This window comes from Hydrocarboniphaga effusa AP103, assembly GCF_000271305.1.
Lineage (GTDB): Bacteria > Pseudomonadota > Gammaproteobacteria > Nevskiales > Nevskiaceae > Hydrocarboniphaga > Hydrocarboniphaga effusa.
On sequence record NZ_AKGD01000001.1, the window covers coordinates 1,205,948 to 1,219,427 of the forward strand.

Sequence of the window (13,480 nt, forward strand, 5' to 3'; positions counted from 1 at the left end):
GTTCAGCGCTCGCTCCGCAGCACCGCATGGCCGAAGCGATCCACCGCCGCGACCTCGTGCGTCGGCAGGCGCAGCGCGAGCCACAGCGTGATCGCGCAGCCGACCACGGCGGCTGACGGCAGCAGGCAGACGAGCACGAGTTCCAGCGAAAGGCGGCGGGACTTCATGGCGTGGCTCCGATGAATCGCGCGTCGTGCTCGCGCGACAGCGACGCGTCGTCGACGGCGCGCACGGTGAACTGCAAGGTCTGCACGCCGCCCGCCTTGTCGTGTGGCAGCAGCGCGGCCACCAGCGCCGATCCGGTCTCGGTGGCCGCGACGCGCATGCTGCGCGGACTGAGCTCGACCTGGGTGCCGTCGGCCGCCACCGCCTCGACGGCGAATTCGTGCGCGTTCGCATCCTTGTTGGTGAGCTTGATGGTGTAGAGATTGACGATGCGTCCGTCGTCAAGCTCGCGATACAGCTGACGACGATCGCGCAGCACGTCGAGTTCGAGCGGCGAGCGCAGCAGCAGCAGCGTCGCGAAGCCCGCGAGCAAGGCGAGCCAGACCGCGCCATAGGCGATCGAGCGTGGACGCAGCAGGCGGAATCGGCCGCCTTGATCGCGGCGCTCGCTCGTGTAGCGGATCAGCCCGAGCGGCTTCTGCTGTCGGTGCATGACCTCGTCGCAGGCATCGACGCAAGCCGCGCAGGCGATGCATTCGTACTGCAGGCCCTTGCGGATATCGATGCCGACCGGGCACACCTGTACGCAAAGCGTGCAATCGATGCAATCGCCTGCGGGCTTGCCGCTGGACTTCGCGATCAGCTTGCGCGGCTCGCCGCGGCGCTCGTCGTAGGCGACGATCAGCGTGTCGCGATCGAACATCGCGGATTGGAAGCGCGCATAAGGGCACATGTACTTGCAGACCTGCTCGCGCATGAAGCCCGCATTGCCCCAGGTCGTAAAGCCGTAGAACAAGGTCCAGAACAGAGGCCAGCCGCCTAGCGAGAAGTGCAGCGCGTCGCTCGCGAGTTCACGCATCGGCACGAAGTAGCCGACGAAGCTCAGGCCGGTCCAAGCGGCGAAGGCGATCCAGGCGGCGTGACGCGCGCCGCGGATCGCGATCTTGCGTGCCCCCCAGGGCGCCCGATCGAGCTTCTGGCGCTGATGGCGCTCGCCCTCGATCGCGCGCTCGATCCACAGGAAGGCCTGCGTCCACACCGTTTGCGGGCAGGCGTAACCGCACCAGACCCGGCCCGCGAGCGTGGTGAACAGAAACAGCGTGAGCGCGGCGACCGCGAGCAGCGCCGATAGCAGCACAAGATCCTGCGGAAACAGCGTGGTTCCGAACAGATGGAAGCGACGCGCCGGCAGATCGAGCAACACCAGTGGCTGGCCCTTCCATTGCAGCCAGGGCAGCAGGTAGTACAGGCCCAGCAACGCGAACATCGCGAGCAGTCGAAGCCGCGCATAGCGGCCGTGCGCCATGCGCGGATAGAGCTTGGCTGCCGATTCGTAGAGCGAGCGCGGGGGCTGCTCGGGCGTCAGCTTCGGCAGTGGACCACTCATGACGCACTCCGGTGGACGAGCTTCATCGCCATCGCGATCGGAATCAGCGCGAGCAGCCAGCTCAGCAGGAACCAGCGCCCGAGCAGATCGAGGCTCAGTCGGCCGTCGACGTGCAGGCTCGGCGCCTGCGAAAGCAGCAGCAGGGTCGACAGGACAGCGGACAGGAACCCCATCCAGATGGCCGCCGCCACGAAGCGCTGGCGCGGCGTCCACTCGTTGCGCCGATCGGCGGTACTCATTGCGGGTCCGACTCCTGCCGCGATTGCGACAGGCTCAGCACATAAGCGGCGAGCAGGCGGCGCTGAGTCTCGTCGAGCGTTCCGCCGAAAGCCGGCATCTGGCTGTTGCGCCCGAACAGAATGGTCTGCTTGACGTCGTCCTCGCTCGAACCATGAAGCCAGGTGTTGTCGCTCAGATTCGGCGCGCCAAGCATCGTATTGCCCTTGCCGTCGGCACCGTGGCAGGCCGCACAGGTGATGCCGAACTTGCGACGTCCGGCCGCCTCCTCGACCGAGTCGATGCCACCGCGATGCCAGCCGCGCACGAAGGCGACCAGCGAGCGCACTTCGCCTTCCTCGAGGCTCGAATAGAACGAGGGCATCTGTCCGTTGCGTCCATTGGTGATCGAGGCGAGCACCTGCTCGGCCGAGCCGCCGTAGAGCCAGTCGCGATCGCGCAGGTTCGGGAAGCCCTTGGCTCCGCGCGCGTCGGTCCCATGGCAACCCGCGCAGTTCGACTCGAACAGCTTGGCGCCTTGCTGCACGGCGCCCGCGTCGGCTTGCAGGGATTCCACGCTGCGATCCTTGAACGTGGCGAAGATCGCCGCACGCCTGGCTTCGACTTCGGCGAGCGCACTGTCGGCCTGCGCAGAAGAGGTCCAGCCGAGCCGGCCCGGCAGGTTGCCGAGCCCCGGATACAGCACCAGATAGCCGATGCTGAAGATCACGCTGAGCACGAACAGGTTGAGCCACCAGCGCGGCAGCGGATTGTTGTACTCGCGCAGATCGCCGTCCCATACGTGCCCGGTTTCGGCGCCTTCCGCAGGCTCGTCCGCACGCCGCCTCGAAGTCCAGATCAGCAGTGCGATACAGGCCGCGATGTTGAACAGCACGAGCGCGACGACGATGAGATGCCAGGTCTGGCTCATGAGGGTTCTCCCTTGCCTTCGTCGGCGAGCGGGCTGTTGGCCGCCGCCTCGAAAGCCTTGCGCCTGCAGGGCGAGTATGCGTAGTAGCAAATGCCCACGAAACTCGTGAACGCGAGCACGGTGATGAGGCCCTGCAGCAAGCCATCGTGGAGCGGCGTCATGGCGCGGCCTCCGCAGTGTGAGTTTCAGTGGATTGCGCCGCCGCAACCGGAGTTTCGCTCGGCGCTGCGCGCGGCGAAGCCTTGAGGCTTTGCAGGTAGGCGATCAGCGCATCGAGCTTGGTCTTGCCCTTGATCGCGGCGGGTGCGTCGGCGATGTCCTGCTCCCGATACGGAACCCCGACGCGCCTGAGTGCCGTCATCATGGCCTGCACCTGTTCGCCGGTGAACGACTGCTCGGCGAGCCACGGATAACCGGGCATGTTCGACTCGGGCACCACGTCGCGCGGATTGCGCAGATGCAGGCGATGCCATTGATCGCTGTAGCGACCGCCGACGCGCGACAGATCCGGCCCGGTGCGCTTCGATCCCCACTGGAACGGATGCTCGTAGACCGATTCGCCGGCCGTCGAATACGGGCCGTAGCGCAGCGTCTCCTCATACAGCGAGCGCACCTGCTGCGAGTGGCAGCCGTAGCAACCTTCGCGCAGGTAGACCTCGCGGCCCGCGGCCTGCAGCGCGGTGAGCGGCTTGACGCCCTCGGCCGGCTTTTCCATCTGCACGTTGACCATCATCGGCACGATCTCGACGAAACCGCCGACGCTGATGACCGCTGCGATCAGCACCGCCATGAGACCGATGTTGCGTTCGACTTTTTCGTGTGCCTGGCTCATGAGGCGGCTCCCGTCAGTGCTGCGTCGGAGGACGTGGCGGTGACTCGCTCGGGCTGCACGGTCTTGTAGACGTTCCAGGCCATCACCAGCATGCCGCTCAGGTAGATCAGGCCGCCGAGCAGGCGTCCCGCGTAGTACGGATAGGTGGCGACCAGCGATTCGACGAAGCTGTAGGTCAGCGTTCCGTCGGCGTTGACCGAGCGCCACATCAGGCCTTGCATGACACCCGCGATCCACATCGAGACGATGTAGAGCACGATGCCGATCGTGGCGAGCCAGAAGTGCAGGTTGATCGCCGGAATCGAATGCATCTCGCGCTTGCCGTAGAGGCGCGGAATCAGCACGTAGAGCGAACCCATGGTGATCAGACCGACCCAGCCGAGCGCACCGGAATGCACGTGGCCGATGGTCCAGTCGGTGTAGTGCGAGAGCGCGTTGACGGTCTTGATCGCCATCATCGGGCCTTCGAAGGTGCTCATGCCGTAGAACGACAGCGAGACGATCAGGAACTTGATGATCGGATCGGTGCGCAGCTTGTCCCAGGCGCCCGACAGCGTCATCACGCCGTTGATCATGCCGCCCCAGCTCGGCGCCAGCAGGATCAGCGAAAACACCATGCCGAGGCTCTGCACCCAATCCGGCAGCGCGGTGTACTGCAGGTGATGCGGGCCGGCCCACATGTAGGTGGAGATCAGCGCCCAGAAGTGCACGATCGACAGGCGATAGCTGTAGATCGGCTTACCGACCTGCTTCGGGATGAAGTAGTACATCATGCCGAGGAAGCCCGCGGTCAGGAAGAAGCCCACCGCGTTGTGCCCGTACCACCATTGCACCATCGCATCGACGGTTCCGGCGTAGACCGAGTAGCTCTGCGTGGGCGAGAACGGAATCGAGATGTTGTTGACGATGTGCAGCACCGCCACCGTCAGGATGAAGGCGCCGAAGAACCAGTTCGCCACGTAGATGTGGTCCACCTTGCGCTTGACGATGGTGCCGAAGAACACGATCGCGTAACTGACCCAGACGATGGCGATCAGCAGGTCGATCGGCCATTCGAGTTCGGCGTATTCCTTGGACTGCGTGATACCGAGCGGCAAGGTGATCGCCGCCGCCACGATGACCGCCTGCCAGCCCCAGAACGTGAACATCGCGAGCCTGGGCAGGAACAGCTTCGCATGGCAGGTGCGCTGCACCACGTAGTAGCTCGTCGCGAACAGCGCCGAGCCGCCGAACGCGAAGATCACCGCGTTGGTGTGCAGGGGCCGCAGCCGCGAGTACGTGAGCCACGGGATATCGAAGTTGAGCGCGGGCCACAGCAATTGCGCGGCGATGAACACGCCCACGCTCATGCCGACGATGCCCCACAGAACGGTGGTGAGCGCGAAGCGCCGCACCACCTCGTCGTCATAGTCGATGACGGTACTTGTTGAAGGAGACGACATGCGGATTTCCGGCTGGTTTCAGGACGGCGGCAGTGTCGTGCCCGCGAGCCGCAGCGACATTGATCCCGGTCAATCGCCTTGGGAGCGGAATCGGCCCGGAAGGGGGCTGCTGTGGCATGCTGCGGACATGAGTCCCGCCCCCTTGTCGGAAGCCACTGCCCTCGCACTCGCCGAATCGCTCGAACGCTATCGGGCGATACTCGATACCGCGGTCGACGGCATCATCACGATCAGCGACGGCGGCATCATCGAGAGCTTCAACCGCGCGGCCGAACGCATGTTCGGTTACGCGGCTCACGAGGTCATCGGCAGGAACATCAGCTCGCTGATGCCCGAGCCCTACCGCAGCCAGCACGACCGTTACATCGGCCGCTACCTGTCGACGCACGAGGCCAAGATCATCGGTATCGGCCGTGAAGTCGAAGGCCTGCGCAAGAACGGCTCGACGTTTCCGATGGATCTCGCGGTCGGCGAGGTGCACCTGCCCGGGCGTCGCCTGTTCACCGGCATCACGCGCGACATTTCGCAGCGCAAGGCGATCGAGACCGAAGCCCGGCGCAGGCTCAACGATCTCGCGCATACCGCACGCCTGGCCGCGCTCGGCGAAATGGCGACCGGCCTCGCCCACGAGGTGAACCAGCCGCTGACCGCCATCATCACGCAGGCATCCGCCTGTCTGCGCCTGATCGCGAGCGGACGTGCGGACGTGGAGCTGCTGCAGGATTCGCTGCAGCAGATCGCGCGTCAGGGCGAGCGGGCGGCCGAGGTGATCACGCGGCTGCGCAGCTTCGTGCAGAAGGGCGAAATGGCCTTCGTCCACGGCAGCCTCAACTCGGTCGTGCGCGACGTGCTCTGGCTGCTCTCGCACGAGATCCGCAGTAGCCAGGTCGAAATCGAGCTCCAGCTCGCTGACGACTTGCCCGACGTGCAGATGGACCGCGTGCAGATCGAACAGGTGGTGTTCAACCTCGTGCGCAATGCGATCGAGGCGATGCAGCTGTGCCCCGGCCTGCCCAATCGACTGAGACTCGGAACCTCGGCTTCACGCTGGCGCGAACGCGATGCGGTGCGCTTCAGCGTGTGGGACAACGGTCCGGGTTTCGGCGGGCTGCAGACCGATCAACTGTTCGAGCCCTACTTCACCACCAAGCCCGACGGCATCGGTCAGGGACTGGCGATCTGCCGCTCGATCATCGAATCGCACGACGGCCACATCGAGGCCGAGCCCATGCCCAAAGGCGGCGCCCGCTTCAGCTTCGTCCTGCCGTTGCGCCAGCCGCGCTGAGCGGCCCCTTGCCGGCGTTTTTCCGCATGGTGCGGGGTGGCGAAACCTGAATCAGGTCTCTTCGATGCGCGCGATCGTCTGCACGAGCTGCGATGCCGGCACCGCCCTCGAAAACCAGAACCCCTGGCCGCAACCGCAGCCCTGCATCGCGGTCGCCTGCAGTTGCGCCTGGGTTTCGATGCCTTCGGCGATCGTGCGGATGCCGAGCCGGTGACCGATCGCGACGATCGCGGCCATGACCGCCGCCTGGCTCGGGTCGCGGTCGATGTCGCGCACGAAACTGCGATCGATCTTGAGGCAGTCGATCGGCAATCGCGTGACCCGCGAGAGCGATGAGAAGCCGGTACCGAAATCGTCGATCGCGATGCCGACGCCGGTTGCGCGCAGATCCTCGATCAGATGGACGATGTCGTCCTGCAGCAGCGAGGTCTCGGTGATCTCGAGCTCGAGCTGCTCAGCGGCCAGCCCCGACAGCGCGAGCGATTCGGCGACCAGCGCAGGCAGCTTGCTGAGCGTCAGCTGGCGCGGAGACAGGTTCACCGACAGCCGGAAATCCGGCGGCAGCTGATGGCGTATCGATCCGATCTCGGCGCAGGCCGTGCGCATCACCCATTCGCCGATCGCCGCGATCAGCCCGGTCTGCTCGGCAACCGGAATGAAATGCGTGGGCGACAGATAGCTGCACTCGTCCTGCGGCCAGCGCAGCAGCGCCTCGGCGCCGACCACGCGCCGTGTCCGCAGGCAGACCTGCGGCTGGTAATGAATGCGGAAGCTGTGCACCTCCAGCGCCAGTCGCAGCGCACGTTCGAGCGCCCAGCGCTCCGACGCGGCGGTCGCCATCTGCGGCGTGAACTCCACCGCTCGCCGACGGCCGGCTTCCTTGGCCACGTACATCGCGGTGTCCGCATTCATGATCAGCAGATCGGCGTCGTCACCGTCGTCCGGAAACAGGCAGACCCCGATGCTCGGCGACACCGGCAAGGCATGACCGTCGACCTCCATCGGTACCGACAGGTGCTCGACGAGCTTGGCGGCGATCTCGACCGCATCCCGGCGGGCCGCCAGGTCGGGCAACACGATCACGAACTCGTCACCGCCCATGCGGGCAACGGTGTCGTAGGCCCGCACCGACTGGCTGAGTCTGCGCGCGGCCACCACCAGCAGGCGGTCGCCGACGTGATGGCCGAGCGAATCGTTGACGTGCTTGAAGTGATCGAGGTCGATCAGCAGCACGCCGACCTGCGTGCCCGTGCGACGTGCCCGCGCGATCGCCCCCGACAGCCGGTCGCGCATGAGCATGCGGTTCGGCAGGCCGGTCAGCGCATCGTGCTCGGCCATGTGGCGCATCGCGGCCTGGACGCGCTTGCGCTCGCTGATGTCGGTGGCGATGCCGATGAAACCGGCGAGGCGGCCGTCGCGATGGCGCAGGCCGCTGATCGCCAGGTCGATCGGCAGCTGCTGGCCATCGGACTTGCGCAGCGTCCATTCGCGCTGGTCGATATCGCCGTCGTCGACCCGTTTGCGCACTTCGCGGCAGCAGTCGGCCCGGCGCGGAGCGGCCTTGCCGTCGAAGGCGATCGTGCGCACTGCGCGGCTGTGCGCACTCCGGCGCAGCGAGTACGGCTTGCGTCCGATCAGATCGGCACGCGCCTGTCCGAGCATCGACGTGGCGGCCGGGCTCACTTCGAGAATCCTGCCGTCGAGATCGGTGGCGACGATCGCGAACGGCGCGCCGTCGATGATGGACTGCGCGAGCGCGGTGGCCTGGTCGGCGGTGCGCAAGGCTTCGCGGCGCTCGGTGGCGTCGTAGACCGAGGCGAGCACGAAGGTCAGCGGCGGTGTGCGCAGCACGTCGAGACCGACTTCGATCGGAATCTCCACGCCGTCCTTGCGCAGGCCGAACAGTTCGCGGCCGGCGCCCATTTCGCGCGTGCCGGGATGCCGCATGAAGACCGAGCGGGCGCTCGCGTGTCCGCTGCGGAAGCGCTCGGGCAACAGCCGGTCGAGATCGAGGCCATCAAGTTCGCCGACTTGGTAGCCGAACAGGCGCAGGGCCCGCGAGTTGGCGATCTGGATGCTGCCCGCCGCATCGACGAGTACCACCGCGTTCGGCATCGCCTCGACGATCACGCGCAGCAGCGAGCGGGTTTGCGCGAGATCGAGGCCGGAGCTTGCTTCATCCGGCGGAGGCGAAGAGGCGGGCGGCTGCGGATGAGCTGGCATCGTCAAGACCGCGTCGAAGAACATCGGCGATTGGAATCCGCCCCACGCTCGCCCGCATTGATCGGTGTCAATGCGGGGCGGGTCACGTCTGTTGTAACGAAGGGGTTCCGGTGGGCCGTCCGTCGTAGTCGATCCAGCGGCCGAGCGCATAGTCGTACAGCCGGCAGCGCCGCGCCGTCTCGAAGTACCAGCGCCACGAGAAAGTCTGCACCACGATGTGGCCGGGCAGCTTCTCTTCGAGTACGCGCTGGGCCTTGCGCAGCCGGTACAGCGGGATCGTCATATCGACGTGATGCGCCGTGTGCTCGTTGATGTGATGGATCAGCGTGCCCCAGTCCAGCCAGCCGTCGAAGCGCAGGTGCACCGTCGTCGAAACGAACGGCTGGGCACGGCCCCAGCTGAGCTTGTCCTGGTACCAGACGATGTCCGGATGCGTGTGATGCACGTAGACGATGAAGCCGATCATGCTGTTCCAGACCAGCTGCGGAACCACAAAGCCGGTGACGAGCAGCCAGGCGACCGACTGCTGCGTCGCCCGCGCCGCGATGACCAGGCCGACGATCCAGGCCAGCATCGCCGCACTCACGAGCAGCGAGTCGAGCATGAAGATGCGGCGTCGCGTCGGCATCTGCCTGCGGCTGGGGAAATACAGGCGCAGCCACCACATCTCGACCAAGTAATAGAGCCCCGGCGCCCAGCCGCTGCGGTAGACGCGCTCGAGCACGCGGCGCCAGCGCGGCATCGCCTGGTATTCGGCGAGCGTCTTCGGCTGCCAGACGAAGTCGAAGTCCTTGAGATTGGTGTAGCCGTGATGGACGACGTTATGACCGACGTCCCAGAGACTGTAGGTCGTCAGTGAAGGCAGCATGAGCACGCGGCCCAGCCAGCGGTTGAGCCTGCGGTGCACGGTGAAGCTCTGGTGGCAGGCATCGTGGCCGAGCACGAACAAGCGGCCGATCACGAACCCGTTCACCGCAGCCAGCACCAGCTTCAGCCAGGCCGGCTGCGCGACGATCGTCGCCCACAGCAGCAGCGAGAACAACAGCAGATCGAAAGTGCTGAGCCAGAACGCCCGCGGCGTACTGCGGGCGCTGTATGGAATCAGCCAGCCGCGAATCTGCTTGCGGTGCGGGATGGCGGTTTCTTGGGCAGAGGTGGCGGGGCTCACGGTCATACTGGGGTTCGAGAGTTGAGACGAGCGCATCAGAGCAGCTGATGCGCCAGGCCGAAATGACCTCGGTCAATGCCCCACCGCGAGAGTTCAGAACCGATACGCGAGCGCCAGCCCGTAGCCGACCGGATCCACCGTCACGGTGCCGATCGAATCGCCGTCGACGCGCGCCTTGCTGTCGATATCGAGATAACGCACGTCGGCGACGACCGACCAGCGCGGATCGATGGCGACTTCGAGCCCGGCGACGAAGGCGGCGCCGAACGAGTTGTCGAGCGAGAGACGGGTTCCGGCGAGCGCTCCGCGCGTCTTCTCGTCGAAGAACAGCGTGTAGTTGAGCCCGGCACCGACGAAGGGCTTGAAGGTTTCGCTGATCTGCGGATACCAGACCAGCGATAGCGTCGGCGGCAGATGTCGCGTGCTGGCCACATCGCCGCCGCCCGACTTGAGCGCGATATCGTGCTTGAACGGCGCAGCGACCAGCAGATCGACAGCCAGACTCGGGCAGATGAAATACTGGACGCCGCCCGTCAGGCCGAATGCCGATTTCACGTCAACCACGTCGCCGTTGTCGCTGTCCGGAACGACGTAGTGCGAGCCGACGCGGGCGGTGATTTCGCCGCTCTCGTGCGCGAGGGCGGCATTGGAGACCAGGCCGGTGCTCAGGCACAGCGCCAGTGTCGTAACAGTGTTTGCTCGTGCAGCCACTTGAATTCTCCTTGAATGCGAAATGCGGTCACAGCATGAAGGCCGCGCTGCATTCGGTCCTTGATCTGCGTCGGTAGTCGTCGCGACCGGGTTTGCGCCGGATCAATGCGCGAGGCGCTCGCATGCGTTAGCCATCGCTGCGGACGCGCAGCGCAGCTGTCGCGAAACCAGAGGGTTGCCGATGACAGAGCGCCACCACTTCGCTACAACACGAAATCCGACGGCCCCTGCCCGACATGAGGAAGTACCATGCGCGTCATCGTCTACAGCGCCCACCGGCACGACATTCGCGACCTGAGCGCAGCCAATTCGGCCCAGGCTCACGCGTTCGAATTTTTCGAAGCCCGCCTCGGCGTGGACACGGCCAGACTCGCCGAAGGCTTCGACGCGGTCTGCACCTTCGTCAACGACAGCCTCGACGCCGTCGTCCTCGGAAAGCTCGCGAAGGCCGGCATCCGCCTCGTCGCCCTGCGCTGCGCGGGCTACAACCAGGTTGATCTCGACGCGGCCCAGCGGCTGGGCCTCTGCGTGCTGCGCGTACCGGCCTATTCGCCGCACGCGGTCGCCGAACATGCGGTCGGACTCGTGCTCACCCTGAACCGGCATCTGCACCGGGCCTACAACCGCACGCGCGAAAACGACTTCCGGCTCGACGGGCTCGAAGGCTTCGACTTGTTCGGCAAGACCGTCGGCGTGATCGGCGTGGGACGGATCGGCGCGGTGTTCGCCCGCATCATGCTCGGCTTCGGCTGCCGCGTGCTCGTGCACGATGCGTTCACCGTCCCCGCCGACCTGTTGCAGCTCGGCGCCCGGCAAAGCCCGCTGGCCGAGCTGCTGGCGCAAAGCGACATCGTCTCGCTGCATTGTCCGCTGACGCCGCAGACCCATCACCTGATCGATGCGTCGGCTCTATCGACGATGAAGCCCGGCGTCATGCTCATCAACACGAGCCGCGGCGGCCTGCTCGACACTACCGCCGTCATCGCGGCGCTCAAGGAGGGGCGCGTCGGCTTCCTGGGGCTCGACGTCTACGAGCAGGAAGGCGATCTGTTCTTCGAGGATCTGTCCTCCACCATCGTCGCAGACGACGTCTTCCAGCGCCTGCTGACTTTTCCCAACGTGGTCGTCACCGGCCACCAGGCCTTCTTCACGCGCGAGGCGCTCGCCGCGATCGCCACCACGACGATCGCGAATCTCGACGACTTTGCCGCCGGCCGGGCGACGACGAGCCCGAATCGCGTCGACCTCGGCCTCGTGCGGCGGGCAACGCGGTGAAAGCGCCCTCGCATTGATCTGAATCAAGGTGCGGTCCCAGGGGAGGCCGGACACTGCCCCGAACTTATCAACGCCCGAGAGGCCGCAATGCAAGACCCCAATCCCGACGGGGATTCCCGCCGCATCGAACTCGACATGCAGGCCGCGCAGTTGCGCGATCGCATCGAGCGCGTGCATCTGCACCGGCTGCTCAATGCCCCGCTCGAAGACGCTTACTCCGAGTCGCTGTCCGAACGCGCCAATCAACCGGTGCTCGATGAACTCGAAGCCTCGCTGGCCGAGCAGCTGCAACAGGTCAAGCGTGCGCGTCAGCGCATCGCCGAGGGCGCGGGCGACTACTGCGAACACTGCGGCGAGCGCATCGGCATCGATCGGCTCAAGGCCCTGCCCTATGCGACCAGTTGCCTGTCCTGCGCGAGCCACTCGGCGCCCGCATGAGCACCTGCACCGAAGAACGCGCACGCATTCCCGACGCCCTGCTCGCGCGTGAACTGCGCGCTCCACGCTACACCTCGTACCCGACCGCGCTCGCATTCAAGCCCGATTTTCCGATCTCGGATTACGTCAACGCGGCGCGGCTGTCGGCGCGGTGCGTCGAGCCGCTGTCGCTGTACCTGCATGTTCCGTTCTGCGCCTCGAACTGCTTCTACTGCGGCTGCAACCGCATCGTCAGCCGCAACCCGGATCGCATCGCGCACTATGTCGAGGCGCTGATCGAAGAAATCCGGCTCAAGGCGGCGCTGATCGGGCCGGCACGCCGGGTCGAACAGATCCATTTCGGCGGCGGCACGCCCAACAGCCTGGTGCCGTCTCAGTTCGGCGATCTGCTTTCGCAGCTCGGCAAGCGGCTCAAGCTCGCGCCGGCCGATCAGCTCGAGCTGTCGATGGAAGCCGATCCGCGCATGGCGACACCGACGGACGTGGCGCAATGGCGGCGCCTGGGCTTCAACCGGCTGTCGTTCGGCGTGCAGGACATCGACGATCAGGTGCAGCTCGCGATCAACCGCGTGCAGAGCGCGGCGCAGGTCTCGCTGCTGACCGAAGCGGCGCGCGAGGTCGGCTTCGCGAGCCTCAACTACGATCTCGTCTACGGCCTGCCCAAGCAGACGCTCAAGGGCTTCGACCGCACGCTCGACTTCGTCGTCGACCAGCGCCCCGATCGCGTCGCGGTGTTCCACTACGCGCACCTGCCGCAGCTGTTCGCGGCCCAGCGGGCGATCGATGCGGCCACGCTGCCCGCGCTCGAAACCCGGCTGGCCCTGCGCAATCTGGCGCATGCCCGACTGACCGCGTGCGGCTACCGGGCGATCGGGCTCGATCATTATGCGCTGCCCGACGACGCGCTCGCCCAGGCTCAGGGCCGGCAGGCACTGCATCGCAACTTCCAGGGCTATACGACGATGAGCGGGCGCGACGTGCTCGGCTTCGGCGTCAGCGCGATCTCGCAGCTCGGTCGCACGTTCTCGCAGAACGAGCGCGATCTGGCCGCGTATCTGGCCGCGGTCGCCCATCACCGGCTCCCCATCGCGCGTGGCTACCGACAGACCGCCGAAGACGCGCTGCGCGCCGACGTGATCGAATCGGTGATGTGCAAGGGCGCGGTCGACTACGCCGAGATCGGCCAACGCCATGCGGTCGACGCGGCGGCTCTGTTCGCCGAGGAGCGCCTGTGCCTGCGCGAACTCGATCCGGAGCAACGCTGGCTGCATGCGGACGAGCGCGGCATCGCCATCGAAGCCGACGGCCGGCACCTGCTGCGGCTCGTCGCGATGACCTTCGACCGCCATACCCCCCGCCCACCGGCCTGAACATCATGTCCGTGCAGTCCGAAACGCCAGGGCCTGT

14 protein-coding genes are annotated in these 13,480 nt (G+C 66.1%); 4 read left to right on the top strand and 10 right to left on the bottom strand.

From position 1 onward, the window contains the following. Positions 1-2: 2 nt before the first annotated feature. From WQQ_RS24230 to ccoN, 7 genes are read right to left on the bottom strand one after another with little or no spacing between them, the layout of a single operon-like run. Positions 3-167, bottom strand: a complete 165-nt coding sequence (locus WQQ_RS24230) for a hypothetical protein (RefSeq protein WP_007184045.1) — start codon at positions 165-167, stop codon at positions 3-5. Further along, a complete protein-coding gene (ccoG, locus tag WQQ_RS05275) occupies positions 164-1,552 on the bottom strand; it encodes a cytochrome c oxidase accessory protein CcoG (protein ID WP_007184046.1) in 1,389 nt (462 codons plus the stop codon). Before ccoG ends, WQQ_RS24230 begins: the two co-directional genes overlap by 4 nt. Then, on the bottom strand, positions 1,549-1,791 hold the full coding sequence (locus WQQ_RS05280) for a hypothetical protein (protein WP_007184047.1): 243 nt from the start codon (positions 1,789-1,791) through the stop codon (positions 1,549-1,551). The genes ccoG and WQQ_RS05280 overlap by 4 nt, the downstream gene beginning before the upstream one ends. Further along, positions 1,788-2,699 (bottom strand): cytochrome-c oxidase, cbb3-type subunit III, encoded by a 912-nt coding sequence (ccoP, locus tag WQQ_RS05285; protein WP_007184048.1) that lies wholly within the window; start codon positions 2,697-2,699, stop codon positions 1,788-1,790. The genes WQQ_RS05280 and ccoP overlap by 4 nt, the downstream gene beginning before the upstream one ends. Next, on the bottom strand, positions 2,696-2,860 hold the full coding sequence (locus tag WQQ_RS23585; RefSeq protein ID WP_007184049.1) for a CcoQ/FixQ family Cbb3-type cytochrome c oxidase assembly chaperone: 165 nt from the start codon (positions 2,858-2,860) through the stop codon (positions 2,696-2,698). The genes ccoP and WQQ_RS23585 overlap by 4 nt, the downstream gene beginning before the upstream one ends. After that, positions 2,857-3,531 (bottom strand): cytochrome-c oxidase, cbb3-type subunit II, encoded by a 675-nt coding sequence (ccoO, locus tag WQQ_RS05290; RefSeq protein WP_007184050.1) that lies wholly within the window; start codon positions 3,529-3,531, stop codon positions 2,857-2,859. Before ccoO ends, WQQ_RS23585 begins: the two co-directional genes overlap by 4 nt. After that, positions 3,528-4,973, bottom strand: coding sequence for a cytochrome-c oxidase, cbb3-type subunit I (gene ccoN / locus WQQ_RS05295; RefSeq protein WP_007184051.1), 1,446 nt, complete (start codon positions 4,971-4,973; stop codon positions 3,528-3,530). Before ccoN ends, ccoO begins: the two co-directional genes overlap by 4 nt. Before the next feature lie 127 nt (positions 4,974-5,100). Here ccoN and WQQ_RS24235 point away from each other — a divergent pair, with 127 nt between their 5' ends. Continuing rightward, positions 5,101-6,258, top strand: a complete 1,158-nt coding sequence (locus WQQ_RS24235; protein ID WP_040453053.1) for a two-component system sensor histidine kinase NtrB — start codon at positions 5,101-5,103, stop codon at positions 6,256-6,258. Positions 6,259-6,309: 51 nt separating this feature from the next. On the opposite strand, the gene WQQ_RS05305 is transcribed toward WQQ_RS24235, so the two are convergent. From WQQ_RS05305 to WQQ_RS05315, 3 genes are all read right to left on the bottom strand, one after another. Then, complete coding sequence (locus tag WQQ_RS05305) at positions 6,310-8,481, bottom strand: putative bifunctional diguanylate cyclase/phosphodiesterase (RefSeq protein WP_237715049.1); 2,172 nt, start codon at positions 8,479-8,481, stop codon at positions 6,310-6,312. 82 nt (positions 8,482-8,563) lie between these two features. Then, positions 8,564-9,655 (bottom strand): fatty acid desaturase, encoded by a 1,092-nt coding sequence (locus WQQ_RS05310; RefSeq protein WP_007184054.1) that lies wholly within the window; start codon positions 9,653-9,655, stop codon positions 8,564-8,566. An 87-nt stretch (positions 9,656-9,742) separates the two neighbouring features. After that, on the bottom strand, positions 9,743-10,360 hold the full coding sequence (locus WQQ_RS05315) for an OmpW/AlkL family protein (RefSeq protein ID WP_007184055.1): 618 nt from the start codon (positions 10,358-10,360) through the stop codon (positions 9,743-9,745). 249 nt (positions 10,361-10,609) lie between these two features. Here WQQ_RS05315 and WQQ_RS05320 point away from each other — a divergent pair, with 249 nt between their 5' ends. The 3 genes from WQQ_RS05320 (at position 10,610) to hemN (ending at position 13,443) form a co-directional block, all read left to right on the top strand. Next, positions 10,610-11,635 carry a 2-hydroxyacid dehydrogenase gene (locus tag WQQ_RS05320; RefSeq protein ID WP_007184056.1) on the top strand — a complete coding sequence of 342 codons (1,026 nt, stop codon included), beginning with the start codon at positions 10,610-10,612 and terminating at the stop codon, positions 11,633-11,635. An 87-nt stretch (positions 11,636-11,722) separates the two neighbouring features. Then, positions 11,723-12,073 carry a TraR/DksA family transcriptional regulator gene (locus WQQ_RS05325; protein ID WP_007184057.1) on the top strand — a complete coding sequence of 117 codons (351 nt, stop codon included), beginning with the start codon at positions 11,723-11,725 and terminating at the stop codon, positions 12,071-12,073. Next, positions 12,070-13,443 (top strand): oxygen-independent coproporphyrinogen III oxidase, encoded by a 1,374-nt coding sequence (hemN, locus tag WQQ_RS05330; RefSeq protein WP_007184058.1) that lies wholly within the window; start codon positions 12,070-12,072, stop codon positions 13,441-13,443. The genes WQQ_RS05325 and hemN overlap by 4 nt, the downstream gene beginning before the upstream one ends. Positions 13,444-13,480 lie beyond the last annotated feature (37 nt).

Excerpts from the sequence above, each read along its gene's own strand:
- ccoG (WP_007184046.1), bottom strand. The coding sequence starts at position 1,552 with ATGAGTGGTCCACTGCCGAAGCTGACGCCCGAGCAGCCCCCGCGCTCG.
- WQQ_RS24235 (WP_040453053.1), top strand. The coding sequence starts at position 5,101 with ATGAGTCCCGCCCCCTTGTCGGAAGCCACTGCCCTCGCACTCGCCGAA.
- ccoN (WP_007184051.1), bottom strand. The coding sequence starts at position 4,973 with ATGTCGTCTCCTTCAACAAGTACCGTCATCGACTATGACGACGAGGTG.
- ccoP (WP_007184048.1), bottom strand. The coding sequence starts at position 2,699 with ATGAGCCAGACCTGGCATCTCATCGTCGTCGCGCTCGTGCTGTTCAAC.
- WQQ_RS05280 (WP_007184047.1), bottom strand. The coding sequence starts at position 1,791 with ATGAGTACCGCCGATCGGCGCAACGAGTGGACGCCGCGCCAGCGCTTC.
- WQQ_RS05310 (WP_007184054.1), bottom strand. The coding sequence starts at position 9,655 with ATGACCGTGAGCCCCGCCACCTCTGCCCAAGAAACCGCCATCCCGCAC.
- hemN (WP_007184058.1), top strand. The coding sequence starts at position 12,070 with ATGAGCACCTGCACCGAAGAACGCGCACGCATTCCCGACGCCCTGCTC.
- WQQ_RS05320 (WP_007184056.1), top strand. The coding sequence starts at position 10,610 with ATGCGCGTCATCGTCTACAGCGCCCACCGGCACGACATTCGCGACCTG.
- WQQ_RS23585 (WP_007184049.1), bottom strand. The coding sequence starts at position 2,860 with ATGACGCCGCTCCACGATGGCTTGCTGCAGGGCCTCATCACCGTGCTC.
- ccoO (WP_007184050.1), bottom strand. The coding sequence starts at position 3,531 with ATGAGCCAGGCACACGAAAAAGTCGAACGCAACATCGGTCTCATGGCG.
- WQQ_RS05305 (WP_237715049.1), bottom strand. The coding sequence starts at position 8,481 with ATGCCAGCTCATCCGCAGCCGCCCGCCTCTTCGCCTCCGCCGGATGAA.
- WQQ_RS24230 (WP_007184045.1), bottom strand. The coding sequence starts at position 167 with ATGAAGTCCCGCCGCCTTTCGCTGGAACTCGTGCTCGTCTGCCTGCTG.
- WQQ_RS05325 (WP_007184057.1), top strand. The coding sequence starts at position 11,723 with ATGCAAGACCCCAATCCCGACGGGGATTCCCGCCGCATCGAACTCGAC.